Here is a 26364-nt window from a genome sequence, read left to right as displayed (position 1 = left end):
TTACTATTTTGTGATTCTAGAAAGAAGTAATCAGGCTCCATAATATTATTTCCAGGTTCGTTTATCATTAGTCTTATAGTTTTTGCGTATAAATACTATTAGCAAACTATCAGAAAAGGATGAAGCTGTATGGACCTTGGAAGTCTAACTTCTAAACTAAATGAGTTAACATTTTCAATACTGTTAGCAGGTTTCAAGACTCTTCCTCCTAATTGGAGTAAAAAAGGGAAAAAGCCCCTTTATCATTCCCTATGGTTTATTACGAAGGGAAATGGCGAGGTAATGATAAATGGGGAAAAATATGACCTTTCACCTGGAAAACTGATCGTATTTACACCTGGGATGACATATGACAAAAGCTCTTCTTCAAATCCTCTAGAGTTTTATTTTATACGGTTCACCCATGCAGGCGCCTTTGAGAAAAAAGAGCAATGGTACTTCAAACTTCCTCATGAAATATCTTTTCCATTACGTGGAGTATATAGTATTAAAAATAGCTCTGGAGTTGCGCTCATTTTCGATGAAGTCCATTCCTTGTCTAAACGCAGAGGTTCAACCTTTGCGATTAGGCAAAAGCTCTTATTTCAAGAACTCTTACTAACCTTAATACAGGACTTTCATGCACAATCGATTTCTAAGGACACAAGACAGGTGATTGAGGAAACGATAGAGTATATCGGTCATCACTATCATAAAAATATAACCTTAACAGACTTAGCAAAGCTGGCAGGCTTAAGTAAAAGCCACTACTCCAGACTTTTCAAAAAAAATACCGGCTACAGTCCTATTGAGTATTTAACCCATTTACGGATTGACCGGGCAAAGGAGCTTCTTGCACATTCTGATATAAAGGTCAAAGAAGTAAGCCAAAATGTCGGTTATGAGGATGAACTCTATTTTAGCCGAATTTTCAAAAAGCTTGTTGGAGTCTCTCCTACCCAATTCACTGATGAACAAAAATTATTAGACCACTAGAAAAGGATGGTTCTGATTCAGAGACCATCCCTTTTACATGTCCACCTTATACTTTAACTTTAACATGCTTCCCTTTACGCTGACTATGGCATAATTGATAGTACAATGATTGGTTGTGCAGCAGCTGATGATGATCGCCCATTTCTACAATTCTGCCTTTATTTAAGACGATTATTTTGTCTGCATGCTGGATAGTGGACAGCCTGTGTGCAATGATAATGGTTGTTCGATCCTTGGACATTTCTCTTAAGGTTGTTTGAACTGCTTGTTCTGTTTCTGTATCGATATTTGCTGTCGCCTCATCAAGTATGAGTACATCATTGTCAGCAATCATAGCTCTTAAAAAGGATAGCAGCTGCTTTTGTCCTGCAGATAATACAGTTCCTTCTTCACCGAGCAAAGTGTCATATCCTTGTGGCAGCATTCTAAAGAATGTATCAATCTTTAAAGCCTTTGCAGCTTTTATGATTTCTTCATCACTTACAGAGTGATGATTTAAGCGAATATTGTCATAGACCGTCCCTGAAAAGACAAAAGCATCTTGTTGAATGATTCCAATGTGCTTTCTTAGATCGTTTAAGTGCACATCTTTAATATCTATCCCATCAAGCCTGATGTTCCCCTTTTGGTTATCATAAAAACGGTTTATGAGTTGAATGATTGAACTTTTGCCGGCACCTGTCGCACCGACAACACCTACTGTTTCTCCTTGATTAATCCTAAAATGAATATCCTTTAATACCCATTCTTCATTTTTGTAAGCAAACCAAACGTGATGAAATTCCAGGTCTCCCTTAACCTTTTCTGGGAGTTTCTTAGGGTGCAGAGGGCTTACTATTGTTGGTTTTGTTTCTAAGGTTTCAAATATCCGTTCGGCTGATGCAAGAGCGGCTTGTATTTGATTAAATCGGTCTGCTAATCCTCTAAGCGGTTCAAAAAACTGCCTTACGTAATGAGTAAACGCATACACGGTGCCAAAAGTGACGGTTTCATCAACAACACTTCTTCCCCCATACCAGACTAAAAGCGCAAGCGAAACATTGCCAAAAAATCCGATAGAAGGATTAAAAATTGAATTGATTACTGTTTGGCGCATACCGGCCTTATAATGCTCCTCATTTAATTCATTAAAGAGTTCCAGCTGTTTTCCCTCCCGGGCAAATAGTTGTATCACACTCATCCCCGAGAGATTTTCAGCTAGATAGGATAGAAGATTAGAAAGAATACTCCTTAATTTCCTCTGTGTTTCACGTAATACCCTTTTAAAATAAAAGGTAACGATTGCAATGACTGGTATGACTAGAAAACAAATCATGGTAAGTTTCACGCTCATATATAACATTAAGCATATGATTCCTATAAGAATTAATATTTCTTTTACTAAGTTAACAATTACCTGAGAGTAGAGTTGATTTAGCGATTCAACATCATGGGTAACCCTCGTTACTAACCTTCCAATCGGGTTTTGCCTAAAGAAATCCATCTGCATGAGGGAAAAGTGTTTAAATAGGGCTTGCCTGAAATCATATATTACATACTGTCCTGTAAATTGAAGGGCATTATTTTGGTAATAAGTACAAAAAGAAGAGACCATGATTAATAGGAAATAGATGATGCCTAAGTACAACATTCCTTGATAATCGTTCATTTTAATGTAAGAGTCGATTGCCACTTTAATGATGTATGGCTGAGCTAAACTGGCGATTACAATAAAGCCTGTCAAAAGAAGCGAAAATAAAAGGAGTTTTCGATAAGGCTTTGCAAATATCAGCATACTCTTTAATAATTGACGGTCACTTTTCGGGGTTTGTTTTCCCTTATTTAACTTTCTAATCATTATCCCCTCCTTTTCTTAACGAGGAATCTTCTTCCGTTAATTGGCGGACTCGTAACATCTGTATTTTGCTGTGCAAACATATTTTTATAGATTCCATTCTGCCTTAGAAGGGATTGATGTGTTCCCCTTTCAACAATTTCGCCTTTATCTAATACAATGATTTGGTCTGCTTCTTGTATAGTAGAAATTCGATGGCTGATAATGATGGAAGTTCGACTTTTCATTTGTGTTCTCAGAGTACTTAATATATTTGTTTCGGTTTTAGAATCCACCGCTGATAGGCTGTCATCAAATATGATAATAGGTGAAGGTTTGATCAATGCTCTGGCGATACTGACACGCTGTCTTTGTCCACCTGATAAAGAAAGCCCTTTCTCTCCTAATGCAGTCTCAAATTTCTCAGGAAGATCCATTATATCTTCATAGACATGTGCTTGCCTCGCTGCATGAAATACTTGGTTATCTTGATAAGGATTTGGGTCAAAGGCAATATTCTCTTTGATTGAGGAAGAAAATAAAAAATTATCTTGTGGGACATAGGAAACCGAAGCTCGCAGTGTCTTTAATGGAATATCTCGAATATCGTGCTTATCGATATAAATGGAATTTTTGGGAGGATTGTATAAACGTAAGAGCAAATTAACTAGGGTTGATTTTCCGCTGCCCACCTTCCCGACAACGGCTAAACTAGTACCTTTTGGAATCGTAATCGTAATATTCTTTAAAACTCTCTCTTTACTATTCTGGTACTTGAAGGATAAATTTCTGATGATAATATCACCTTGAATAGAATTTATCGGTGTAATTCCTTCTTCATCCTTTATCGTTGGCTCTGTAGTTAAAACTTGACGGATTCGATTATCTGCGGCTTTCCCCTGCTGCAAAAGATTAATAACCTTTCCTATATTTTCAATCGGGGCAATTAATAATGATAAGTAAGTGTTAAAAGCAACAAAATCTCCAAGAGAAATGGAGCTTCTTATCACAAGAATGGACCCAAATACGATGGAGATTAAATAACTCAAACCGACAATTCCTTGACTTAATGAGGTGAACAGTGAATTTGATTCAATTAGCTGTTTATTCACTTCAACATTTGCCTGGTTATCGCTGCTAAATTTCTTCCTTTGTTCTTGCTCTTGATTATAGGTTTTGATCACACCAATACCCGAACAAAATTCTTGAACAGTGCTGGTCAAGGTCCCAATGGCTTCTTGTACTTTTAAGGAGTGTATTTGAATCTTCGAACGGAAACGATAGGCAAGATACGTTAACCCCGGTAAAGGTATAAGAACCAATAACGTTAAATAGAGATGAATGGTACTCGCCATCATGAATACAGCAATTGAAATAAGAACAGCTGCTTCGACCAGCTGAAAATATCCCTGCATAACAATCTGTCTCATGATATTGACATCGTTTACGGCGTGAGCCATCAAATTCCCTATCCGTTGATTTTGATAATATTCAGCCTGCAGCCTTTCCCAATGAGAAAACAAGGAATTTCGTAAGTCCCGCTCTAGGATTCTTGACATTTTGAATATATAAATTCGTCCGCTTGATCGAAAAAGAAATGCACCGAGTCCGACCATTACAAACCAAAGAGACAGTTCCCATAAATCAGGAGTATGAATGGATTTATTTTGAAGCCCATCAGTGAACTTTTTTAATAAAACAGGAACAAATAATTGAAGAACAAGGGAGATTGTTAAAAGAATGGTGCCCAGCAAATAACTCCATTTATGTAGAGCAAAATGCTCTTTAAAGATTGGTTTATTCCTCACCATACCCCTCCTTCATAAAGGAATATGCTAAGGATAACGCACCCTTCCATCAATCACAATGGATTTCCCCGCCATTTTTCATGGATTATTATGCCTTAGTAAGATATCTTTCCACCACCTAACTCTTTTTTTCTTTTTTTGATCTCCAGTCAATTTCAGTGGGTCCGAAATATCTATTACATAAATCATTTAATTGATTCCTGTATTCTTCTACGAGGTAATGGTGACTGCCAAATTGTTTTTTTGCTTCATTCATTTTCCCTTTAATTGCTTCATATTCATCAACCATTTTTTTTAGCATCATATTGATTTCATCCCCCTAATAGCTCCCTTTTGTATGCGTTTACAAACCTATTAATTTAAAGACATTCCCAACGAATAGGAATGCCTATAAGGAATAATTTTATTGATTTTTTAAATTACAAAGGAATATTCCCATGCTTTTTCTCTGGCCTTGATTCTTTTTTTGTCCTAAGCATCTCTAAAGATTGTTTCAGGACTTTTCGTGTATCTCGGGGATCAATGACATCATCTACCATGCCATGTGAAGCCGCAACATATGGATTTGCAAACATGTTTCGATATTCCTCAATTTTTTCAGCACGAATTGCTTCTGGTTTACTACTTTGGTTAATTTCTTTGGCAAAGATAATATTTGCTGCACCTTCTGGACCCATTACGGCAATTTCAGCGTTGGGCCAGGCATAGACAATGTCAGCGCCAATCGCTTTTGAATTCATAGCCACATAGGCTCCTCCAAATGCTTTTCTTAGGATAACTGTTATTTTTGGCACTGTTGCTTCTGAATAGGCATAGAGAATTTTTGCTCCGTGACGGATGATTCCACCGTGCTCCTGATTCACACCAGGAAAAAAACCTGTCACATCTTCAAAAGTGACAATTGGAATATTAAATGAATCACAGAATCGAATGAATCTTGAAGTCTTATCCGAGGAATTAATATCGAGTCCACCCGCCATAACTTTAGGTTGATTGGCAATGACTCCTACACTATTTCCATCAATGCGTCCAAAACCAACTACAATATTTTTCGCATAGTTTTTTTGAACTTCCATGAAATCCCCTTGGTCTAATACTTGTTCAACTACTTTGCGAATGTCGTATACCTTTGTTCCATTTTGAGGTACCAGGTGAAGTAACTCTTCCCGCCAATCATCGTCTTCCCTGACTTCAAAATGCTGAGGTACTTCCCTATTATTTTGAGGCAGAAAAGAAATTAACCTTCTTACCTCCTCTAATACCTCTGGTTCGGTCTCTTCCGTAAAATGCGCACATCCACTAATTGAGGAATGAACCTTTGCACCGCCCAAACTTTCTGCAGATATTTTCTCACCCGTTACCGTTTCTATGACCTTAGGACCTGTAATAAACATTTGACTCGTTTTTTCGACCATAAATACAAAATCCGTGATAGCAGGAGAATAGACCGCACCACCTGCACATGGACCCATAATCACAGATATTTGTGGGATTACCCCTGAATAAATCGCATTTCTATAGAAAATTTGACCGTATCCATCTAAAGAAACGACTCCTTCTTGAATCCTGGCACCGCCAGAATCATTTAATCCAATAATGGGTGCCCCATTTTTTGCTGCTAAATCCATAATTTTGCAAATTTTTGTGGCATGCATCTCTCCTAATGCACCGCCAAAAACAGTAAAATCCTGGGCAAAAACGTAGACAAGCCGGCCATGTATTTTCCCGTAGCCTGTCACTACTCCTTCACCTGGTGCCTCTACTTGATCCATTCCGAAATTGGCAGCACGGTGCTGAATGAATGGATTTAGCTCCACAAAGGTTTCATCGTCAAGTAATATATCAATTCGTTCTCTTGCTGTCAGTTTTCCGCGATTATGCTGGGTATCGATTCGCTCGTCACCACCGCCAAGCGAAATCTTACTTTTTCGATCCCATAGATCATGAATCTTCTCATATACTGTAGACATTGATTTTCTACCTTTCTTTATAAAAATTAAATTTAGTATTCCATAGAATCTCCTTTTATTAAGAAGTCTGTTTCACTAAAAAAAGTGTTTGGCCGTATTCAACCAATTGACCATTTTCAACTAACACTTCTACAATTTCTCCATCTATTTCCGCTTCAATTTCGTTGAACAATTTCATGGCCTCAAGGATACATACAACCGTTGATTTCTCAACCTTATCTCCGACTTTCACAAATGGGGCACAATCGGCAGCGGGTGCCTTGTAAAAAGTTCCTACCATTGGGGAGACAATTTTTAATAGATTTTCATTTCCTATATTTTCAGATCTAGTATGTACCTTATCTATAACTTCCTTCGTTGCAGCAGCTTCCAAAGGTGCCTCAGAAATCTCTTTATTGGTTATCACTGCTGCATGTGCTGGAGTTTCAGAAACAGGCGAAATTGCAAGCTTAGTAGTATTATTTTCTTGAATAACAGCGGGATTTATCATTAGATTCCTTCTAAGAAATATTTTAGAATCCCCATCTTCTATTTCTAAGCACTCTACAGTTGATTCATCAATTATTTTGATCATTTCTCTAATTTCATGAATTTTAAACATTTCTCTCTCTCCCCTTTAAATGGTTACCTGCAGGAATTATATTTCTAACAACAATGGATTGGTTTCAAGAAATTTGGTATTAAACTCTCCTTTCACAAAACTCTCATGTTCTAGTAGTTTTTGATGAAAAGGAATGGTAGTTTTGATTCCACTAATAATAAACTCATCAAGTGCCCTTTTCATTCGCTCGATGGCCTCGTCTCGATCTTTTCCCCAAACAATTACTTTTGCTGCCATCGAATCATAAAAAGGTGATATCTCACAACCAGGATAAACAGCGCTATCCACTCTTACACCATATCCCCCTGGAGGCAGGTACATATCAACCTTACCTGCTGAGGGCATAAAATTTTTTGCAGGGTTTTCCGCATTTATACGACATTCAATTGCCCAGCCATTAATTTTTATATCATCTTGGTTAAAGGACAGCGGGTAACCGGCTGCTGTTGAAATTTGTTCCTTGATTAGGTCAATACCCGTTATCATTTCAGTAACAGGATGTTCTACCTGAATTCGTGTATTCATTTCCATAAAATAAAATTGGCCCTTTTTATCTAAAAGAAACTCAACCGTACCTGCCCCGTGATAATCAACAGCTTTGGCAGCTGAAATTGCAGCGGAACCCATCTGTTCACGAATTTCATGGTTAAGAGCTGGTGAGGGGGCTTCTTCCACTAGTTTTTGATGACGACGTTGGATGGAACAGTCTCGTTCACCTAAATACACTACGTTTCCATGCATATCCCCGATAATTTGGATTTCTACATGACGAGGTTCCTCAACATATTTCTCAAGATAAACACCAGCATTTCCAAATGCCTTTTCAGCTTCATTCTGTGCCTGAAGGATAGCACTACGTAAATCCTCTTCATCTACAGCTACTCTCATCCCCTTTCCACCACCGCCGGCTGTTGCCTTCACAATGACGGGGAAGCCGATTTCCTTAGCGATCGTAACAGCCTCATCAAGGTCAGTAATTAAACCATCTGTTCCAGGAACGGTCGGTACCCCAACATTTTTCATGGTATCCCTTGCAACCGCTTTATCTCCCATTTTTCTAATCGCTTCTGGTTCAGGACCAATAAAGGAGATGTCACAATCACCACATATTTCAGCAAAAACAGGGTTTTCTGCTAAAAATCCATATCCTGGGTGAATGGCATCCACATTCGTTAATAAAGCAATACTGATGATGTTGGTCATATTTAAATAACTTTCCGCAGATTGCGTTGGGCCAATACAATAGGCTTCATCTGCCATTTGTACATGCAGTGCTTCAGAATCTGATTCAGAATAAACAGCAACGGTTGTGATCCCCATTTCTTTACACGCCCTAATCACACGCACAGCTATTTCTCCCCGATTGGCGATAAGAATCTTTTTAAACATTTACAAGTTCCTTTCTAACAGTAATTTTAAAGAGCGGTTGTCCATAATCGATTAGCTGCCCCTCTTTCACAAGAACATCCGAAATAATACCATTTGAGTCTGACGTAATTTCCATCTTCAAATTGAGTGCTGTTACTGAACAATAACCTAGTAAAGTACCAGTTTCTACCTTGTCACCTGGCCTTACCATGGCTTGAAAGGTTCCAACATTCCTTGATTGGAGTATATGAGTCTTCTGAGATACTTCTGATTCAACGTGATCAATACGTTGATTTTCTAGTTGATGAACCATTGGAGAAGAAGTTTCTTGTACTGGAAGAACTGGAGCTTTTTCTCCCTTTACTATCAAAACTCTTTGATTTCCATTTTTCACTTCCAGTTTTTCAAGTGATGATAGATTTACTAATCTTACCATTTCTCTTATTTCGAGCATTTTTACCATTGGTCACACCTCATCTTTTTCATTGCTCGTTCCTATTCATGTCTTTATTGTTAAAAAATTCTCAATATTTATTCTATTTTAACTTTTTACAATAATAGTGTAAAATACATGATAGTTACCTATCGTTAAATACCAGTTAAACTTTGGAGGAGATTCTATGCATTTTGAGCAACTGCAGTACATAGCAGAAATTGGAAAACAAGGATCTATCACAACAGCTGCTGAAAAACTTCACGTTTCACCCCCGGCAATCAGTAAATCCATCTCAAACTTAGAAAAAGAACTCGGTATTCAAATATTTAAACGCTCAAAAACAGGAATGGTTCCGACACAACAAGGAAAAGCCGTTATCAAAAAAGCTTACGAAGTCCTATCCAAAATTCATGAGCTAAGGGAAGAGGCGAAATTACAAGAAGCATTGGCTAAAACAGAAATAAAAATTTCATGTCTGCCTGGATTGACTTATTCCGCCTTTAACTCTTTATTAAAACTTCAAGGCGATTTTCCAGAAATTATTGTGGAAATCCAAGAAGATGATTTACGAAAAATAATAAAAGATGTGAAATCTGGTAAATGTGATATTGGTATAATCGCTTCAAATCAAAAAGAATTAAAGGATGAAATTGACTTGTTGTATAAAGAAATGGCTATAGGAAGTCCCTGCATTTTGGTTGGAAAAAATTCTCCATTTGCCTTCAATGAATATGTAACTCCAGACGACTTAAAAAATGAATGTTTGGCAACCTACAAAGGAGAACTAATGAAGTTCTTGCTGAATTCCTATTTTCCCAAAAATCGCGTGGTCATTAGCAGTAACAATGTCGAAATTATTCGTAAAGCGATCATTGAAGGTATGGGAATCGGGGTAGCTTTTGAAGAAATCTTTAAAAATGATGAAGACGTTCTAAACGGAGAAATTATTATTATTCCTTTGAGAGATAGCGACCTTTTAATAAAACCAATATGTTATATCCATGCAAATGACAAACCACTTACACCACCTGCAGAAACATTTTTGAATTATGTTCAAGAGTATTGGAAATGATGACGAAGGTCAGAAAAGGCTATTACCCTAATCTGGTAATAGCCTCGAGATTATTTAAATTTAATTCACTAATTTTATAAATTTTTATTATCATTTATGGTGATTCTTCATTAATCATTCGTGTTAATAACTCATCCACCAATAAGAGAATGAATTCATGGCATAGATTTAACTTAATAGATGAATACAATGCTTCTAGCAATTGCTCAGTGTTAAGGTTATGCATTCTAGTCTCACTCCATTTTACTCAAATACCTTCTATCAAATTAAATATGAAGAGGGAATTCTCTGTTGTAAAATGTCATCAGCCATTATAGTTCCCTGTTTATTTTTCAAAATATCTATTTACCTGGAACAACAAGTACACGTACGCTATCTTCCAATTGATGAGCAATTTTTTGATGTGTTTTTCTTACTTGCTTTAAATAGTTGTCTGTTACTTCATCCCAAGCATGACGTACTTCATTAATATTTTCAAAGAAAGACTGGCTATTTTGATCAATAACATTCTCCGTTCTTTCCATTAAATCAAAGATTGAGTACATGGGAGTTAAGTAAAGCTCTTCAACTTTACTTGCTGCTTCACTTACATGACTTTTATAAGATTCAGCAACTTCTTTAGCAGATTCATTTGTTTTGATAATGTTGCTTTGGAATAAACCTTTACGCAATCCACCACTTAATTTTGTAGATTGCTCAAAAAGACCCTTAACTGTTTTACGGTATACTCCATTAAACTTTGTTGTTTCTTTTATAGCCTTTAAGTAAAGTTCTTGACGTTGTTCTCTAAGTTCTCTTGTACGAGAAACTGCATTTTCAAATTGATCCCAAACGGTATTAATAATTGGATCACTAACATAGCTAGTTTCTTTTCCTAGCTCTACTTCCTCGACTTCAACCTTTGTTTCCTCAACCTTTGGTTTCTCTACTTTTGAAACCCCCACTTTTTTTCTTTCTTTTTTTTGGACCTCATCTTTTTGATCAATTACTTTTTGCACCATCTTCGTTCCTCCTCTATTCCTTTTTTAAATTTCTCTATTATATCCTCTTAATGAAACGAGGTATGTAGAGTACTGTAAATTAGAAAGGGATAACAAATTACTATATATGTATTTTACACATATATGTCATAACAGGTCAATCAAACAAATAATAAAAGTGATTAATTTTTTTGATTTTTATAAAAAAGGGTGTAAAGAAATGATATTAAAAACCATAATCTAAGAGTCTCCTGTTTATACTGGAGACTCTTGTACTATAGTATTTTTAGATAATTAATAATTAAAATAAATCTTAAGAAAATTAAATTTTATTAGTTACATTTCTTGGTTTTACTATATACTTACTTAACGGAAATAAAACGTTTTTTATTGGCATTGAAAGTAAAGTTATTAATATTTGTTGACTATTGTGAATGGTCATCGCATTTTCTTTTAGCCTTTCAATTAACCTTTCACGACTGCGACGTCTAACTTCAACATATTTCTGTGTTGATTTAATTAAATTTTCAAGAAACTCAGGTCTTGAAAGCTTTTCAACTGGCTGTTTAGATAACTCCAACACTTTATTTTTAAAATAATCAAAATTTTGATTAATATCGAAATATGAAAGATTTAGGAATAACTGTGAAAGACTTGTAAAATATGAAAATAATTCATTTCGAGCCTTTGTTTCACATTCTAACTGTTCTTTTGTAAACTGTTCAATAAGTTCCTTCGCATTATCTTGATTGCGTTTAACAGCTTCAACCAAATTTTCTACAGAGGTTAAAAGTACTTCTTCTTGATATTTAGCTCGGTCATTCCAAACATCCAATTTTTGAATGGATTGATTCCATAGAATTTCTAAACTCTTTATTTCTCTTAAATTGTTAGTATTATTCTCTCTACTCATTTTTCTTCACCATGCCTTCATTTTTTATATTTAACTAAACTAACTACAACTCTATAAAACTACTGCTTTGACTCCGCCATCTACTGGCAAAACATGACCGATGACATAATCTGAAGCTTTTGAAGCTAAAAATAATGCTGCACCTTTTATGTCATAACTCTAGCAGTCAGACTATGTTGAATGTTCACTCTTTTTTCATTATAATAAGCTTTATGATTTAGGTAAATTTTAAATTAACTTAAAAGGGTTTAAGTAATACTTAAAGGGTGGATCAGATGAATTTGGATCAAATTCAATATATTGTTGAAGTTACTAAAGCAGGCTCATTATCTAAAGCAGCTAAACAATTAGATGTCACTATACCTGCAATAAGCCAGTCCATTTCCAGTCTTGAAGCGGAACTTGGGATAAAATTGTTTCATCGCAGCCATTCGGGCGCATCTCCTACAGCAGAAGGACAAGACATCATTGAAATGGCAAATTCTGTATTAAGCCAAATTCAGCTCCTGAAAAAGGCAGCACTGGAGTATACCAATCCACAAACCAGCGAACTTAGAATAGCCAGTTCACCCGGACTTACAAGCTTAGTTGTAGATACTCTCGTGAAAATTAAAGAGGACTACCCTCAACTCAAGTTGTTGATCACTGAGAAATCAATGTCGGAAATCGAAGCTGATCTCCAAAGTAATCATATCGATGTCGCTATCATGATATTACGCAAAGAGATACAAAAACGGAATTTATTAAAGGGAGTTTTACTTGAGGGTAATTTGTTGTTAGTTGTAAGCAAACGCTCTACATACGCATTGGAAAAATCCATTACGATAGAAGAACTTCGCAAGTTGCCGCTGGTTCTTTATAAGGATGAAATATTACAAAAGTATATTGATGAATTTGAACGGACGTATGGCTCATTGAATATATTGTTTTGGACGAATCATTCAGAGACCATTGTAAGATTGGTTTCTGAAGGTTTTGCCTCGACAATTGCGATGGATTTATCCTTTAGGCACAGCCTCATTATGCAAATTGCAAACCTCGCTTTTATTGATTTAGAGGTATCTTGCTGGGAGTCGTTTCATGTAGGCTGGGTTTGCTTGAGGGACAACCACTTAACCGAGCCATCAAAAGTTTTCCTAACAAGATTAGAACATGATTTGAGGACAAAAATTAATAAAGTCGAAAAAAGAAACGTTTAAGCACCCAAAATTGGAGTGCCTAAACGTTTCTATATTTTTATTATAGTTGAACTTGCTTTGACCGACTCTAAAGCAGTGATCATACAGATATTGTACACTCTTCTTCATTTACTTCTTAAGATTTTAAATGTTCCACTACCTTTAGCTAATAGTTTACCTTCACTATTTCTGATTTCCCCTTCACCCGAAGCAATCTTATATCCTTGATGAAGTATTTTTGCAGTTGCAACAATGATTTCTCCTTCGACCGCTGCTGCGAAATAACTAATATTTAAATTAACTGTTACCAAAGGATCACCAGCTAGTTTACCAATATTCCCACCTATTACACAATCAAGAAGTGAGGCGTAAACTCCTCCATGTAACGTGCCATTTATGTTTAAATGTGATGGGGATACAGGCAGTTCCAAAATGATCCCGCCATCATCTAATTGAATGATATCAAATCCCATTGAAGCTTCTAAGCCATTACTCCGTTCAAGTCTTTTTTTCAAGTCAGCGACAAACATGGTTTCTCCTCACTTTACGCTTATTTTATTTTAATATAATAATTTTCATATCATTATAACTCTTACTGATAAATTATGAAAATAACTTATAGTTACCTATTATTAATTGTCGATTAAATTTAGGCTTGATCCCTTCAATCTTAGCATAAGGGAAAAAATCTCCGTGTATTCGCATTTCTAGATACGATCACATAGCAAATGAAATAGCCTTAGCCATTTAGGATTTATGGCTAAGGCTTCCTTTTGCTTCGAATAATTCTTGAATTTACTTCTGTACTCAATGTATATCCTAAATTAAAGCTTTATATCATATCTTGAAAGACTTTGTAATTAATACCCATTGTTCCTCGTCAGATAGTTCACGGTAATCAACTTTTACCATTTTAAACATATTTAGATAATTTTTAATCAAACCACCTAGCATCATTTCACCTGTACACATTTCAATTCCCCTCTCCTATACAATTTAAGCAACAATAAATATTCAATTGTTTGTCCTAAGTTGTCTTCGAAAGCCTATTGATATTCTAGGTGACTATGATTTTAGCATCAGCACACTTGTCATGTGGTTATCCAAATAAAACCATTAAAATTCAAATAATTTAAAATAATAGTAATTAACTATATTTTAGCTTGCTATATCGCTAATGTAAAATACATAATAATTAACTATGATTAATAAATAGTTAATTATTAACAGCTTTCATCGATGAATAGAATTGATCATCACCCAATTCTTTGCGAAGTTCGTTCACGGTCACCATTATAAATCAAAAAATTCATAACCCAAAAACAAAAGTCCCCATCCAAATATGTATTGATGGGGATTTCATTCGAATCTGTTTCGTTTCAATTCTTAATCTGGGAATTTGTTCTCTTTTGTTTTTGATTCTATTACATGAACAAGTTCTTCTATAATATCGTTTAATGTCATTAAACTTGTATCTTTTCCTAAAATGCTAGATGTTTTGTATAGTAAAGTTTTTTCTTGTTTATTCATACAAATCCCTCCATTTTAAAAAAGAATGAAGCATAAAGAATAATTAATAATATAGAAAAGCTCACCCGATTAGATTTGTGTCTCAAAAGATGTGTAGATTATTTACCTGTTTTAACTAGTACACGCACGCTATCTTCCACTCGATGAGCAATATTGAGGTGGGTATTTCTTGCATGTTTAATATAATTATCTGTGACAGCTCCCCAAGAATTTCGTGCTTCATTTGTATAATTTAAGAATGCCTCGCTATTTTGTTCAAGGATATTTTCTGTTCTTTCCATTAAATCAAAGACTGTGTTAATTGGAGATAAATAAAACTCCTTTAATTTACTTGCTGTCTCACTTACCTTACCTGTTAAGGTTTCAGCCATTTCTTGTGATGCGTCTTTTGTTTTAATAATGTTGTTTTGAAATAACCCTTTACGAATATCGCCATTTAAATTTGTTGCTTGTACAAAACCCTTTAAAGTATTGCGGTAAGCTCGATTAAACTTTGTAGTTTCTTTTATTGCGTTTTGGTAAAGTTCCTGGCGGCGTTCTCTTAGTCCTCGTGTACGAGATAATGCGCCTTCAAATTGATCCCAGAATGTCTCAATAAATGAATCTGTCATATAGCTAGATTCATTTTGCTCCTCTACTTCTGGAACCTCCACCTTTGCAGTCTCTGCCTTTGGAACCACTGCTTTTTTAACATCCTTTTTTACTACTTCTTCTTTTTGATCAGTTATCTTTTGGGCCATAATTCTTTCCTCCTCATTTACTTTAAAAATTTCTCTATTTAATCCTCCCTATGAAAGGGTGGTATGTAGAGTTCAAGATAAACTTATAAAAATTTCTATATATGTATTTTACATATATATTACAGGTAGTCAGTAATCTGAAAATTACTTTATAAAGAAAGCCCCAAATAGAGGCTTTCTTTATAATGAGATATGAAACTTTAAGCGCGCTCGATCAGCCACTTATCCATATAGTCTGGACATTTGGCTGATAGAAACATTCCAATATGTCCTGTTACAAACTTTTCAAGGGTCTTGTCTTTGCTAGAAACCAAATCCATGATTGGCAGACTTGCAGCTTCAGGGACCACAGTGTCATTTGCTGCAGTCATTACAAGTAAGTTGGCTCGAATGTTGCTAAGATCAATTCTTTTTCCTCGGACGATTAACTCACCTTTGATAAGCTTATTTTCAATGATCAACTCATTGCATATTTGCCGGAGAACTTCGCCTGACAATGGAACATGATCCTTCGTCCACATATCCATTCTCGCCCATTTATCCATAAATTTATCGTTATGACAATGATTAAGGAGCACAGCATATGAACTAAAGTGAACAGGTGTTGAAATGAATCGGCCAAGATAGTGCATGTACCTTGCCGGAATCAGTCCATTTACATCAACAAAACGATCCACACCTATTTCATTATTTAGGATAGCTTCAGCCAGTTTATCTGGTAGAACTTGTGTAATGACTCTAAAGTCAAAGGGCGGCGTTGAAAGAATTAGATTTTTAATCGGTTCCTCTGAAAAGGATGCATAGATGGAAGCCATTACACCACCCAAGCAAGCTCCCCAAATAGTAATCTCATCTGCATTGGAATGACGAAGAGCCCTTTTTACTCCTTTTTGTATATAATCCACAATATAATCAGCGAGCGTTATCCCTTTATCTTCAAATCCCAGTACTCCCCAATCCAGCAGGTATACATCATAGCCACGATTAACAAATTGTTCAATCGCGCTTATACCTGGAGCCAGATCAAAGATGTATGGCTTATTTACTAAAGAATAAACAATAAATATTGGTGTTTTGTGTTTTTTTTCTACAGCAGGATAATGCCATAATGTTGCTTTATTTTTCTTCCAAACTACATTTCTAGGTGTATGGTTAACTTTTGGTTTCGGATCATTCAGTATATTTACAAATCGATTCAATCGTTTCTGTTCTTTTGTGATATCTAGTGATGGTATATTTTCAATTAGTTGGGTTAATATTGCCATATACATTTCTCCAGTTCAGCTTATTTTTTATTACCAGCTGCAGCTGGTTCAAGTTGTTTGGATTTTTGCTTCTTCATTTCAGGAAAATAGTTAACCTCTGAAGAAATGATAGACTTCAATAATTCTTTCATCGAACTCATTTCTTCTTTGAGTTCAATATACTGCTTTTTATATTCGCTTAATTCTGCTTTTTCTTCCTCAAATTTGGAAAATTCAGATTTTAAATGATTTATCAGTTTCAGAACTTCTCTTGATGCTTCTACACTACTCACAATCTCTTGATTCGTTTTATCAATAGAGTCGGTTACTTTCCATAGCTGTTCTTCTAAACCATCAAGTTTTTCTTCCGTTTGAATAGCAATTTTTGCCACATTTGCCAGGTCGGATTTTGTTGGTATGTTTAATTGCGAAGCTAACAATTCTTGGTTCTTACTAAAACGCTCCTGTAAAAGAGAATGTGTAAGAGAACCCCTTCCTAGTAGACGGACAATTTCCTTATTATCCGTAATCTGATATACAAGATCATTTATCTGTTTTTCCAATTGACCAGTAATTTTAGTTAATGTATCAAACGGATCGGACGGTCTGTTATTTGTCATACTTTTTGCCAGCCTTTCTTTACTATTAAAAATGAAACAACTATCTAGTTTACAAACGAACTAAATTTCATCGGTTTTAGTTGACACTTTACTTAATGGATCAATGAACTTATTAATAGGAAATAAAACGTTATTAAAAGGATTGGATAGTAATTGAATTACTTTTTCCTGGCTATTCTGAATGAGAATCGTTTTCCCTTTTATCCTTTCCACTAACTTTTCACGACTTTTACGTCTAAATTCAATATAGTTCTCTGTTGTTTGAACTAATTTTTCAAGATATTCAGGTCTTGAAAGCTTTTCAACAGGCTGCTTTGAAAACTCCATTACTTTATTATGGAATTGCTCAAAGTTTTGATTAATATCAACATATGAAAATTTTGGGAATATCATTGAAAGGCCAGTTGTGTATGAAATTAACTGATTTCGAGCTTTTTTTTCCCATTCTAATTGTTCTGTTGTAAACTGTTGAATAAGTTCCTTCGCATTTTGTTGATTACGTTTTACATTCTCAACTAAATTTTTCACAGAGCTTACAAGAATCTCTTCTCTGCGAACAGCTTGTTCGCTCCATACATCGAGTTGTTGATATACATGATTCCATAGAAGATCTAAACTCTTGACTTCTCCATCATAGGTGCTATTATTCTCTTTATTCATTCGACTTCACCCTTTTTTTATCTTTTTATTTTTCATAAAAAGATTATTAATAAACAATGGCTGCTTGTATTCCGCCATCTACCCCGAGGATTTGACCAACTACAAAATCAGAAGCATTCGAGGCTAAAAATAAGGCTGCTCCCTTCATGTCATAATTTGAACCTGAGCGTCCAATAGGTGTAAACCTTTTTGCCTGTTCAATAATATGGTCTGACATTTTTGTATGGAAGAATCCTGGTGTAATGCAATTTACATGGACATTTTTACGTGCAAGCTTGACAGCAAGATCTTTCGTTAAATTGATGACAGCACCTTTACTTGCAGAATAGCCAATAGAATCACCTAATTCCGGTGTTTGCCCGCCTAACCCGCAAACGGAAGCAATATTTATGATTTTACCTGATCCCTGCTCGACCATTGATTTGGCAACTGCCTGTGAGAAGAGGAATACACCTTTTGCATTTACGTCCATAACTTTGTCCCATTTGTCTGCAGGCATTTCTAACACAGGTGCTCCCCAAGTAGTTCCACCATTATTGACTAAAATATCAATCTTCCCAAATTTCTTTAATGTCTCAGAAACTACATAATTGATATCATCTGGATTAGTTACATCGCATTTTAATGCAAGTGAGTCAACACCCATTTCCTTTATCTGATTACTAACTTCTTGACATACTTCAACTTTACGGGAACATAAAACTACATTTGCTCCTGCTTCTGCATAAGCAAAAGCAATTTGTTTCCCAATCCCAGTTCCTCCTCCAGTAACAATCGCGGTTTTATTCGTTAAATCAAATAATTGCTTTACGTTCATTTCCTTGACCCCCATATTTTATTTTAATATTCAGATAATTACTTTTTAGTTTATGACTCTAGCTTGCCCATTCCAGTATTGCTTGCGTATTTCACGTTTTAGTATTTTTCCCGGACCGCTTTTTGGCAGCTCACTCATAAAATCAACCGACTTTGGAACTTTATAGTTGGCTAGATGTTGGCGTACATATAATATAAGTTCTTCCTCGGTCACACTACACTCCGATTTCAGTACTACCGCTGCTTTTACCGCTTCTCCCCATTTTGCATCCGGGACTCCAATTACCGCGCATTCTAACACTTGCGGATGCTTGTACAATACACTTTCAACTTCAGCAGAATATACATTCTCACCGCCGGAAATAATCATGTCCTTGGCACGGTCCACAATGTAGAAGAATTCGTCTTCATCTTTGTAACCCATATCTCCTGTATAATACCAGCCATCCCGAATAGCTTTTGCAGTTTCTTCTGGTAAATTCCAGTACCCCTTCATAATATTGGGCGCTTTAGCGATAAACTCTCCAATTTCCCCTACAGGCACTTCTCTTCCCTCTGGGTCAACAACCTTCATCTCCACTCCTTGAACTGTCTGGCCACATGAAACTAAACGCTTCCCTACATGATCTTTTGATTTGAGCAGTGATAACATTGGAGCGGCTTCTGTCATTCCATATCCTTGGAAAAACTCAGCATGGGGCATCAACCCGGCACATTTTTTTAATAATTCAGGTGCCATTGGAGATCCTCCATAAAGAAGTTTCTTCAATGCACTTACATCATATTGTGCAAAATCAGGTGAGTTAATCAGCATATTTATCATCGTCGGTACAAGCAGCATGCACGTTGGTTTAATTTTGTTTATGGTTTCAAGGACATCTCTAGGTGTAAAGGAGCGAATAAAGGCATGTGTTCCACCTGCCATGGTCGTACCAAACATACCGCCCGCTTCGGCCAAATGAAACATTGGTGCAGCGTGAAGATAGGTATCATTTTCGGTGTATGGCAAATTTATAACGCAATGAAATGCATTCGTTACAATGTTTTTATGCGTAAGCATTACACCTTTGGAGCGGCCAGTAGTACCTCCTGTGTAAAAAATGCCCGCCACATCGTCTTCATGGAAGTCTTCTGCTGTAAAAGTTTCTTCTTTCTGCTCTCTCAAGAGCCGTTCATAGGAGTGGACACCCTCTATACCTTCAAATCCTTCTGCAACAGCCTCATCTTCGGCTAGAATAATATGTCTTAAATTTTTGACTTGATTTTTAAGTTCGGGAATAATAGATAAAAATTCCTTATGCAAATACAGGGTTTCTGCTCCCGAATCGTTTAAAATGTCTACTATCTCAAAAAGATTAAGTCTCGTATTCAGCGGAACGATGATCGCTCCTGCTGCCATGACACCATACGTGACCTCTAAATATCGAAATTCATTTAACATTAACTGCGCAACCCGATCTCCTTTATGTACTTGAAGCTGGATCAAGGACTGTTTTACTTTTGCTGTCCGAGATGCAAATTCTTTATAGGAAAATTGGTGATTCCCATCGATAATCGCTGTCTTCTCTGGGAAATTACGTGATGCATGACTTAATCCTTTTGTTGCTAACATTAATCTTACCCCTCCGATTAACCATATTTTTTCTACAAATCGAGTTTTGCGTATGACCCAATATAGTTTATTGAGACAATTAATGCAGAATGAAATTTACTATCATAATAGATCCCCTTAGTCCGCTTACTCTTTCTCCATGAATCACCTCCCTTCGTTTTCTTTTAAGTTTAGTAACGATTAGGACGGGTAAAAATACGTCCTCTTGTTTTACCTTCGCGGAACTGCTCTAAAACATTGTTGAGTTCATTAAATGGGACTTCTGTTAGTGTCGGGCTAATGAGACCTTTCGCAAGTAATTGATAGACCTGCCTTAAATCCCCATTTGTTCCATACAATGATCCTTTTAATTCAATACGGCGTCTAATCAGTACTTGTGTATCAATTATCGCTTCAAGCTTTCCTAGCCCTACTACTACAACACGGCCATCCACATTTACAGCTTTCACGGCCTCGGAAGTTGTCGTCCCCATTCCAGCAAAATCTATAATGATATTTGGCTTAACAGCTCTTAACTCACTGATATCTTTAAAGCATCCACTTGCTCCATTTTTCATAGCTTCTTCAAAAAGATCTTCATTAAGATCAATTCCATAAACATTTGCCCCAGATACTGCAGCAATACGAAGGCCATTCATTCCTAATCCGCCAAGTCCAATAATTCCTACAACATCACCCGATTTCACATTACCGGACGACATCACTGCATGATAAGCAGTGGTAATGGCATCCGTACCAACAGCAGCTTGTTCAAAGGAAACTTCATCAGGTATTGGGATAAGACGTGAAGCACGAACCATTGTTTGCTCGGCATACCCACCATTTATATGGATTCCTGGAATACTATCGCCGAGAATGCTCCCGTTATTAACACCATTTTCATCACCCTCTGCACTCCCAGACACACCTACTCGGTCACCAACTTTAAACCCAGTAACGCCTTCACCAATTTCAACAATCGTCCCAGCAACTTCATGCCCTAGTACAATTGGCAATTGGGATAACCAATGAGTTCCTGAACCATCAGTCATCGCAATATCGGAATGACACATCCCTGCTGCTTCTACATTAAGAACGACCCAACCTGGTTTTGCTTTTGGATTTGGTAAATCAACCAGTTTCATAGGTTCTCCAATTTTTTCAAATAACCAAGCTTTCATCATGTTCCACCATTCTCTATTGGAAATTTTTTAATTAATCTAACTGTTTACGTTTACATTATAATTCAGAAATAGTGTTAAGTGGTATTTAAACTTCGTACAGGATTAATTAAGAATTATTAAAGGGGTGTTACAAAGAAAAATATGTAAGAGCAGTCTAAATAATCTCATAATCTACCAAGTAGCAATAATGAGGATTAAGGTCCCTTATATTGTGTAAATCTGTTAAAATATTAGTAATGTATATTTATTGCAATAAGAATTAAGTGAAAGTATGAGGCTGATAAATACATGAAGGTAGAACAATTAGAATATGTGGTAGAAGTTGCCAAGGCAGGATCATTGTCCAAAGCAGCAAACAATTTGAATGTCACTTTATCTGCTGTTAGCCAGTCAATTTCAAACTTGGAATCAGAGCTAGGGGTCATTTTATTTCAACGAAGCCATCAAGGAGCAACGCCAACACCAGAAGGAAAGTTAATTTTAAAAAAAGCATACCATGCTTTGAATATCCTCCAGGAAATCAAAATGGACGCTTTAAATTTTTCAGAATCTCAACTCAAAGAGATCAGCGTTGCCAGCATTCCCGGATTAATGCCTTTGACTTTGAATACAATCAAGAGCATAAAGCAAGACTACCCTCAGACCCAAATTAAATGGTCAGAGAAAAATATGTCAGAAATTAATGAGGACATCCGCCAACAAAAAGTCGACATCGGATTAATGATATTATTTGAAGAGTTTTTGTTAGAAAACAATCAGTTTTTAACAGGACATCTGCTGGATAGTAAACTAGTGCTAGTGGTAAGTCGAAAGTCTTTTCTTGCTCAGTATAAATCCATTTCCATTGAAGAGCTATTGAAACTACCGCTCGTAATCCATAAAAATGAGATTTTACAACGATTTTTGGATCTGTTTACCAGTCTATATGGTCCATTAAATATTTTATTTTATACGGACCACTCGAGTACAATACTAAAGTTAGTATCTGAAGAATTTGCCTCTACTATCGCGATGGATATATCCTTTACCCACGATTCATCTCCATTAAAAGAAGAGTTTACTTGTATTGAAATCGATGTTTCTTGCTGGAAGCCTTTTTATATAGGATGGGTGTGTTCAAAGGATAAATTAATATCCGAATCGTCAAAGCTTTTTCTCACAAGATTGAAAGAAGACCTTTTAAACAGCGACACCTAAATTGAATAAATGGAAACAATCCTCACTTTTACCAATGAGGATTGTTTCCATTTATTCATTAGATTACTTTATTATGAGATCTGCTTATGATTATTTAGAAATTCAAGCAATAATTCATTATATCTTTTTTTGTGTTCTATTACCGGTGCATGTCCACATTTATCAAAAATAACTAATTTTGCTTTACCTAAGGTCATTAGGTGTGTCTGTCTAGCTAATATTACCGGTAAAAGTCTATCGTATAATCCTCCAATAATAAGAGTAGGAACTTTAATAAACGGTAACATGAATAAATAATTTACACCTAATGTTTCATGTGCAGTTTTTATATATGTTTCATCCTTTAATAATAAAGCGTCTTTTAATTCTTGAATTATTTCTGGTTTTTGATCATACACACAATTTTTAGCGGCTGCTAAGACAATGGCCTCTTTAGGTGACGATATAAATTTGGCAATTTTCTTTTTAAGGAACCATTTTGCTCCTGTTTTCGGTAAATATGAAGTCGTATTAGTTAGTATCATGCTCTTTACTCTTTTTGGAAATAAACGGTAAATTTCTTGTGTTATAATTCCTCCTAATGAAATACCACAGAAGTGTGCTGATTCTATTCCTAATTGATCTAACAGGCTCATAATATTTTTTGCAAAATTCGGTATCGATATATTTTCTACTTCATTTGATTCCCCATGTCCTAATAAGTCAGGAATAATGATCCGATATGATTCTGAAAGCTCAAATTGATTTTTCCACATTTCTTTTTTACTGCCAAAGCCATGAATCAACACCAATGGTTCGCCTTTCCCCATGTCTAGATAATGGAACACCCACAACAACTCCTTGATATAGATAGTGTTATTAGGAAGAAAGATCTCAAAGATAGTTTGTTTTTATAGAATTATACTCTTAATCGCAGTTCTCTTTTTAGTATTTTTCCAGAAGGGTTTCTCGGCAGGGATGGCACTACTTTGAGCACCTTAATATTCTGATATTTTGCCAGCCTTGCATTACAGTAGTCGATTAATTGCTGTTGTTCAATTTGTGACCCGGGTTTTAATACAACAACTGCTTTCACCGCTTCCCCCCACTTCTCATCAGGAATGCCTATGACTGCAGCGTCAAGAACAGCAGAATGTGTAAAAAGTACTTCTTCAATATCCTTCGGATAAATATTCACTCCACCGCTTATAATCATATCCTTCTTACGGTCTAGTAAGTAATAGAAACCTTCATCGTCCACTTTGCCCATATCCCCAGTCTTGAACCAACCGCCTGGCAAAAATGATTTTTCCATCTCTTCCGGCAACTTATAATACTCACTAAATAATCCAGCACCCCGAACAACAAACTCACCTTCTTCCCCAACACCTACATCTATACCTTCATCATCCACAAGCCGAACTTGAAAAAAAGGACACTGTTGACCAACACTGCTTGTTTTTCGAATGACATCTTCTGGACGAAGGATAATAAACGCACTAGTTTCTGAACACCCAAAAAATTCTGATAAATTTGTCTTAAACTTCTCGAATATCCGCTTTTTAACAGACTCAGCAAGTGGTGCTGCAGCACAAAGTAACATATTTAAAGACGATAGGTCAAAATCATCAAAATCTGGAACCTGCAACATCATTACATATTGTGTAGGGACAAAAAACGCAAACGTTACCTTTTCATTCTGAATTAGTGATAATGTACCTCTTGGATCAAAATCTCTTGAAATGACAAGTTTAGTACCAGTCAAACCTATATAAAATGAAAATAAATGGCCGACACTATGATACATTGGAACAGATATTAATACAGTATCACCGAAATTTAATTTCCATTCAGTTGCTCCAATAAATGCCCGGTAAATCATCGTTTCATGTGTAAAGATAATTCCTTTTGGTAATGAAGTGGTACCCGATGAGTAGATCATGGCTGCAGCGTCTTTACCAGTCACTTCAATGTTAGGCGGCTCCGTTGATCCATTGGAAATAAGTTTCTCATAATCAAGGTAAATGGAGGATGAAGCTGTTCCACCGATAAGAATTGTCGAATTAGCATTAATTGTATGAAGAACGTCTAAGACCGTTTCGAATGCTTCTAGCTTTTCTACCTCAACGAAGGCATGAGTTGCATCGGAACTATTCAGTAATGTGCGTAGATCATTCCCTTCAATCATGTAATTAACTGGTACCGCAACCGCACCGGCTGTAGATAGGGCATAAAAAACTTCTAGCATTTCAATCCGGTTTTTCATGTACAAAACAACGTGTGTCCCTTTTTTAACACCTGCTTCAATGAGTGAATTGGCCAGAGCATTTACTCTTTCAAACAATTCCCAATATGTCCTTTTTGATTCTCCGAAAACTACAGCTACTTCGTTTGGTTGGTTTTTCGCATAAATTGGTAACCGTTCGTGTAAATTTCCAATATTCATTTTGCATCTACCTTTCTTTTCAAAATAGAAAAAATGTAAGCGTTTTACCTTCCGTACACAGTCATTTCACTAGTTCCCCCCGAACCACCTTCTTTCTGAAAACACCTCCTTTTAAGAATATTTGTCTATGTTTTACAATCTAAATTCACCTTTGTTCAATGAATGTTCGTGTGCATGCTCCATTAACACTTTCACCGAATGATTGAAGGTGGCAAACCTCTCATCCTTAGCAGTACCAATTTTCCAACGATAATGCATTTGCTGAAGTGCTATTGCGGCTCTGAAATATGAAAAGGTCAAATAGAAGTGAAGGTTTGAGACATCACGTTTTGTTTTAGATGCATAGCGTTCAACAAACTCTCTTCGACTAATAAAACTAGAATGAGAAGTAATACTTGGGATCCCCTGCTTGACTATTTCAGGATCATCATGCTGATTCCAATACCCAAGAGTCGTTCCTAAATCAAATAAAGGATCAGCAATTGTCGCCAATTCCCAGTCCACCACTGCCTCTACTTTTTGAAGGTCATATGAAATTAGCATATTGTTTAATTTATAGTCATTATGAATAAGTACAGCCTCACTCGAAGATGGAATATTCTCGGCCAGCCACTTGGAAAGCGCATCAAATACGGAGATTTCTTCCGTTTTGCAAAGCTGGTAACGTTTAATCCAGCCATGTACCTGCCTTTTTAAAAACCCTTGCGGATGACCAAACTCCTCCAGTCTAGCTTTGTTGACATCTACCGAGTGAAGTTCTGCTAATGTATCTACTACCAAATAGGACACCTGTCTACAGTCATTCTCCGAAAATGTCACTCCCTCAGGGAATTCCTTGTCCAGGACCAATCCGTTTTTTCGTTCCATTACATAAAATGGAACACCGATGATACTACTATCTTCACAATATACATAAGGTTCCGGGACATACGAAAAAAATGGATAGAGCCGGGACATTATTTTTGACTCTCTTCCCATATCATGGGCTTTTGGCGGAAGCGGTCCAGAAGGAGGCCGGCGCATAACACCCTCCCAATCCCCACACTGTATGTGATAGGTGAGATTGGATGTCCCTGCTTGAAACTGATTAATGGTTAAAGGCTGATTCGGCATCCCCTCAATATGTTTTTGCAAATAGTTTCTAACTGACTCCCAAGTTAAATCGTCCATTCCATTAACTGAAGTCGTATTGACCTCTAACTCATTACTCATGGTAACATCTCCTATAATGTCCTTTTTCTTT

The 26364-nt window shown here is 36.2% G+C and carries 27 protein-coding genes; 4 read left to right on the top strand and 23 right to left on the bottom strand.

Annotated features, from left to right (window positions below; translation table 11 throughout):
- The first annotated feature begins 129 nt into the window (after positions 1–129).
- The gene (locus tag SFC47_RS03905; protein ID WP_411252931.1) at positions 130–975 is read left to right on the top strand and encodes an AraC family transcriptional regulator; all 846 of its coding nucleotides are present in this window, start codon (positions 130–132) and stop codon (positions 973–975) included.
- 46 nt (positions 976–1021) lie between these two features.
- On the opposite strand, the gene SFC47_RS03900 is transcribed toward SFC47_RS03905, so the two are convergent.
- The 7 genes from SFC47_RS03900 to SFC47_RS03870 all read right to left on the bottom strand — a co-directional run bounded on the left by SFC47_RS03900 (position 1022) and on the right by SFC47_RS03870 (position 8998).
- Complete coding sequence (locus SFC47_RS03900; protein WP_411252930.1) at positions 1022–2812, bottom strand: ABC transporter ATP-binding protein; 1791 nt, start codon at positions 2810–2812, stop codon at positions 1022–1024.
- Positions 2812–4599 (bottom strand): ABC transporter ATP-binding protein, encoded by a 1788-nt coding sequence (locus SFC47_RS03895; protein WP_411252929.1) that lies wholly within the window; start codon positions 4597–4599, stop codon positions 2812–2814. Before SFC47_RS03895 ends, SFC47_RS03900 begins: the two co-directional genes overlap by 1 nt.
- Before the next feature lie 115 nt (positions 4600–4714).
- Positions 4715–4900 (bottom strand): hypothetical protein, encoded by a 186-nt coding sequence (locus tag SFC47_RS03890; protein WP_411252928.1) that lies wholly within the window; start codon positions 4898–4900, stop codon positions 4715–4717.
- Between the two features lie 115 nt (positions 4901–5015).
- Entirely contained in the window at positions 5016–6566 is a 1551-nt protein-coding gene (locus SFC47_RS03885) for an acyl-CoA carboxylase subunit beta (RefSeq protein ID WP_411252927.1), read from the bottom strand.
- Between the two features lie 58 nt (positions 6567–6624).
- Complete coding sequence (gene accB / locus SFC47_RS03880) at positions 6625–7167, bottom strand: acetyl-CoA carboxylase biotin carboxyl carrier protein (protein WP_411252926.1); 543 nt, start codon at positions 7165–7167, stop codon at positions 6625–6627.
- 36 nt (positions 7168–7203) lie between these two features.
- A complete protein-coding gene (gene accC, locus SFC47_RS03875) occupies positions 7204–8556 on the bottom strand; it encodes an acetyl-CoA carboxylase biotin carboxylase subunit (RefSeq protein ID WP_411252925.1) in 1353 nt (450 codons plus the stop codon).
- Positions 8549–8998, bottom strand: a complete 450-nt coding sequence (locus tag SFC47_RS03870; RefSeq protein WP_411252924.1) for an acetyl-CoA carboxylase biotin carboxyl carrier protein — start codon at positions 8996–8998, stop codon at positions 8549–8551. Before SFC47_RS03870 ends, accC begins: the two co-directional genes overlap by 8 nt.
- 157 nt (positions 8999–9155) lie before the next feature.
- Here SFC47_RS03870 and SFC47_RS03865 point away from each other — a divergent pair, with 157 nt between their 5' ends.
- Positions 9156–10043: a LysR family transcriptional regulator gene (locus SFC47_RS03865; protein WP_411252923.1), complete on the top strand. Its 888-nt coding sequence runs from the start codon at positions 9156–9158 to the stop codon at positions 10041–10043.
- Positions 10044–10137: 94 nt separating this feature from the next.
- Here SFC47_RS03865 and sda read toward each other — a convergent pair whose 3' ends face one another.
- From sda to SFC47_RS03845, 4 genes are all read right to left on the bottom strand, one after another.
- Positions 10138–10269, bottom strand: coding sequence for a sporulation histidine kinase inhibitor Sda (gene sda / locus SFC47_RS03860; protein WP_411252922.1), 132 nt, complete (start codon positions 10267–10269; stop codon positions 10138–10140).
- 115 nt (positions 10270–10384) lie between these two features.
- Positions 10385–11044, bottom strand: coding sequence for a hypothetical protein (locus SFC47_RS03855; protein WP_411252921.1), 660 nt, complete (start codon positions 11042–11044; stop codon positions 10385–10387).
- Positions 11045–11345: 301 nt separating this feature from the next.
- Complete coding sequence (locus SFC47_RS03850) at positions 11346–11936, bottom strand: hypothetical protein (protein ID WP_411252920.1); 591 nt, start codon at positions 11934–11936, stop codon at positions 11346–11348.
- 51 nt (positions 11937–11987) lie between these two features.
- A complete protein-coding gene (locus SFC47_RS03845) occupies positions 11988–12086 on the bottom strand; it encodes a hypothetical protein (RefSeq protein WP_411253617.1) in 99 nt (32 codons plus the stop codon).
- A 125-nt stretch (positions 12087–12211) separates the two neighbouring features.
- On the opposite strand from SFC47_RS03845, the gene SFC47_RS03840 reads away from it, so the two are divergent.
- Entirely contained in the window at positions 12212–13135 is a 924-nt protein-coding gene (locus SFC47_RS03840) for a LysR family transcriptional regulator (protein WP_411252919.1), read from the top strand.
- A gap of 104 nt (positions 13136–13239) precedes the next feature.
- On the opposite strand, the gene SFC47_RS03835 is transcribed toward SFC47_RS03840, so the two are convergent.
- From SFC47_RS03835 to SFC47_RS03795, 9 genes are all read right to left on the bottom strand, one after another.
- On the bottom strand, positions 13240–13629 hold the full coding sequence (locus SFC47_RS03835) for a PaaI family thioesterase (protein WP_411252918.1): 390 nt from the start codon (positions 13627–13629) through the stop codon (positions 13240–13242).
- Between the two features lie 871 nt (positions 13630–14500).
- Positions 14501–14644: a hypothetical protein gene (locus SFC47_RS03830; protein WP_411252917.1), complete on the bottom strand. Its 144-nt coding sequence runs from the start codon at positions 14642–14644 to the stop codon at positions 14501–14503.
- 98 nt (positions 14645–14742) lie between these two features.
- Positions 14743–15384 (bottom strand): hypothetical protein, encoded by a 642-nt coding sequence (locus tag SFC47_RS03825; protein ID WP_411252916.1) that lies wholly within the window; start codon positions 15382–15384, stop codon positions 14743–14745.
- A gap of 200 nt (positions 15385–15584) precedes the next feature.
- Positions 15585–16649 (bottom strand): alpha/beta fold hydrolase, encoded by a 1065-nt coding sequence (locus SFC47_RS03820; RefSeq protein ID WP_411252915.1) that lies wholly within the window; start codon positions 16647–16649, stop codon positions 15585–15587.
- A gap of 20 nt (positions 16650–16669) precedes the next feature.
- Positions 16670–17248, bottom strand: coding sequence for a polyhydroxyalkanoate biosynthesis repressor PhaR (locus SFC47_RS03815; RefSeq protein WP_411252914.1), 579 nt, complete (start codon positions 17246–17248; stop codon positions 16670–16672).
- 60 nt (positions 17249–17308) lie between these two features.
- Positions 17309–17908 carry a hypothetical protein gene (locus SFC47_RS03810; RefSeq protein ID WP_411252913.1) on the bottom strand — a complete coding sequence of 200 codons (600 nt, stop codon included), beginning with the start codon at positions 17906–17908 and terminating at the stop codon, positions 17309–17311.
- 46 nt (positions 17909–17954) lie between these two features.
- A complete protein-coding gene (locus tag SFC47_RS03805) occupies positions 17955–18725 on the bottom strand; it encodes a glucose 1-dehydrogenase (protein ID WP_411252912.1) in 771 nt (256 codons plus the stop codon).
- A 45-nt stretch (positions 18726–18770) separates the two neighbouring features.
- Positions 18771–20336 carry a long-chain-fatty-acid--CoA ligase gene (locus SFC47_RS03800; protein WP_411252911.1) on the bottom strand — a complete coding sequence of 522 codons (1566 nt, stop codon included), beginning with the start codon at positions 20334–20336 and terminating at the stop codon, positions 18771–18773.
- A gap of 170 nt (positions 20337–20506) precedes the next feature.
- Positions 20507–21499, bottom strand: coding sequence for a zinc-binding dehydrogenase (locus SFC47_RS03795; protein ID WP_411252910.1), 993 nt, complete (start codon positions 21497–21499; stop codon positions 20507–20509).
- Between the two features lie 288 nt (positions 21500–21787).
- Here SFC47_RS03795 and SFC47_RS03790 point away from each other — a divergent pair, with 288 nt between their 5' ends.
- Positions 21788–22696, top strand: coding sequence for a LysR family transcriptional regulator (locus SFC47_RS03790; RefSeq protein ID WP_411252909.1), 909 nt, complete (start codon positions 21788–21790; stop codon positions 22694–22696).
- A 71-nt stretch (positions 22697–22767) separates the two neighbouring features.
- On the opposite strand, the gene SFC47_RS03785 is transcribed toward SFC47_RS03790, so the two are convergent.
- The 3 genes from SFC47_RS03785 to SFC47_RS03775 form a co-directional block, all read right to left on the bottom strand.
- A complete protein-coding gene (locus SFC47_RS03785; protein ID WP_411252908.1) occupies positions 22768–23505 on the bottom strand; it encodes an alpha/beta fold hydrolase in 738 nt (245 codons plus the stop codon).
- An 89-nt stretch (positions 23506–23594) separates the two neighbouring features.
- Positions 23595–25121 carry a class I adenylate-forming enzyme family protein gene (locus SFC47_RS03780; protein ID WP_411252907.1) on the bottom strand — a complete coding sequence of 509 codons (1527 nt, stop codon included), beginning with the start codon at positions 25119–25121 and terminating at the stop codon, positions 23595–23597.
- Between the two features lie 132 nt (positions 25122–25253).
- Positions 25254–26333 carry a phosphotransferase family protein gene (locus SFC47_RS03775; RefSeq protein ID WP_411252906.1) on the bottom strand — a complete coding sequence of 360 codons (1080 nt, stop codon included), beginning with the start codon at positions 26331–26333 and terminating at the stop codon, positions 25254–25256.
- Positions 26334–26364 lie beyond the last annotated feature (31 nt).

The sequence above is a fragment of the Neobacillus niacini genome, assembly GCF_046591715.1.
GTDB lineage: Bacteria > Bacillota > Bacilli > Bacillales > Cytobacillaceae > Neobacillus > Neobacillus niacini_L.
The sequence above is the reverse complement of the archived record's forward strand: the minus strand, read 5'-3'. Positions and strand labels throughout refer to the sequence as shown.